This window comes from Catenibacterium faecis, from assembly GCF_014306455.1.
Taxonomy (GTDB): domain Bacteria; phylum Bacillota_I; class Bacilli_A; order Erysipelotrichales; family Coprobacillaceae; genus Catenibacterium; species Catenibacterium mitsuoka_A.
Genome location: NZ_JACRWG010000129.1, coordinates 1 through 1569, shown reverse-complemented (window position 1 = coordinate 1569; position 1569 = coordinate 1). Strand labels below are relative to the sequence as shown.

Sequence of the window (1569 nt, the reverse complement as noted above, 5' to 3'; positions counted from 1 at the left end):
AAATAATTCATGGGCATATCTCCTTAGATTAATGTTTTGGTCGACTTAATTTTACTAGGAAATATGTCCATTTTCTATAATTGAAAAATCATAATTTACACAAAATATTTTACACTATCAGCAAAATGAACAAATTAATTTTGATTTAAATCAAATAGTAAATAAATATCAAGAAGAATATATACTAAGTTTAAAATTAATAGAACATTTAGAAAAGAAATATAAAATAGATATACCGTTAGATGAAGCAATAACTATTGTTTTGATTTTACTTTTGAATCAATTAACAGAAAGCGAAAATAAACCTGTATTGTTAATTGCTATGCATGGAAAAAATGTAGCAAGTTCGCTTACTGGTGTTGTTAAACAAATGTCAAATAGTGATAGTGTTTATTCATATGATCTTTTTTTAGAAAAGAAAATGCAAATGGCTTATGAAGAAATGAAATCATTGATTGAAAAAATTAATAGAGGTAAAGGTGTATTACTTATCTATGAGATGGGTTCTGTAAAAATTATGGGTAAATTGATTTCTAAAGAAACAGGTATAGATATCCGCTTTATTGCTGCACCTTCCACAATGATTGCTTTAGAAACCGTAAAAAAGATGAGCAGCAATGATGATTTAGATGATATTATGTCTGAATTAGAACAAAGTTATCAACATTATTTTCCATCAATTGTTGAAAACTATCATCGACAAAAAAAGAAAAATGTTATTATCACTTTATGTATGAATGGCGAAGGTGGTGCTATACAAATAAAAAAATACCTAGAAGATTCATTAGAATTACAAGATATTGATATTGTTCCATTATCAATGAATAATCATAAAGAATTATTGTTTAAAATTAATGAATTGAGAAAATCGTATAATATTTTATGTACAATGGGATCATTTGATCCTCAATTATATGGCATTAAATTTATATCTGTAACTCAATTATTTAATACACCATTAGATAAATTATCACTATTAATTTCAAGTTCTAATCAAGACATTGTCATTAAAAAGAAAATAAAATATTCATTAATATTTAAAAATATTGAAAAACAAGCACCGAATATTGATATTGATATCTTGAAAAAAGTATTACCAGAATTTATTCAAGAATTAGATTGTCAATATCAATTATCCTATGATAAAAAGATAGGTCTTATTATGCATCTTAGTGGTGTTATCTGTAGCTTGGTTGATAATGCACCGATTCCTAAAAAATATAATTATAAAAATATAATTTCAACACATAAAAAAACATACGAATATTTATATGATTTAGTAGAAATGATAGAAGAACCTTTTCATATTCAATTTTCTGATTCTGATATTGCAAGTTTAATTACGATTATTAAAGAAATTTAATACTTATTTTAATAGCTTATTGTAAAGTAAGCTATTTTTTATTTATTAGTGTATAAAGTGTATAAAAAATATTTAAGAGTAATAAAATGATTATTCCACTTTAGTTGATCACTCATTCCGATTGGGTTGACCAAGTGTTCCGATACACTTGACCAACTAGCCATTTTCATAAAATTCCGATGGGGTTGACCAACCATTCCGATGAA

General features: G+C 24.9%; 1 protein-coding gene and 1 pseudogene. Both read left to right on the top strand.

All coding sequences use genetic code 11. From position 1 onward, the window contains the following. Positions 1-106: 106 nt before the first annotated feature. A pseudogene (locus H8909_RS13850) lies at positions 107-262 on the top strand (PRD domain-containing protein); the annotation flags it as partial. A gap of 12 nt (positions 263-274) precedes the next feature. Further along, entirely contained in the window at positions 275-1363 is a 1089-nt protein-coding gene (locus H8909_RS13030) for a PTS sugar transporter subunit IIA domain-containing protein (RefSeq protein WP_187013130.1), read from the top strand. Positions 1364-1569: the final 206 nt, after the last annotated feature.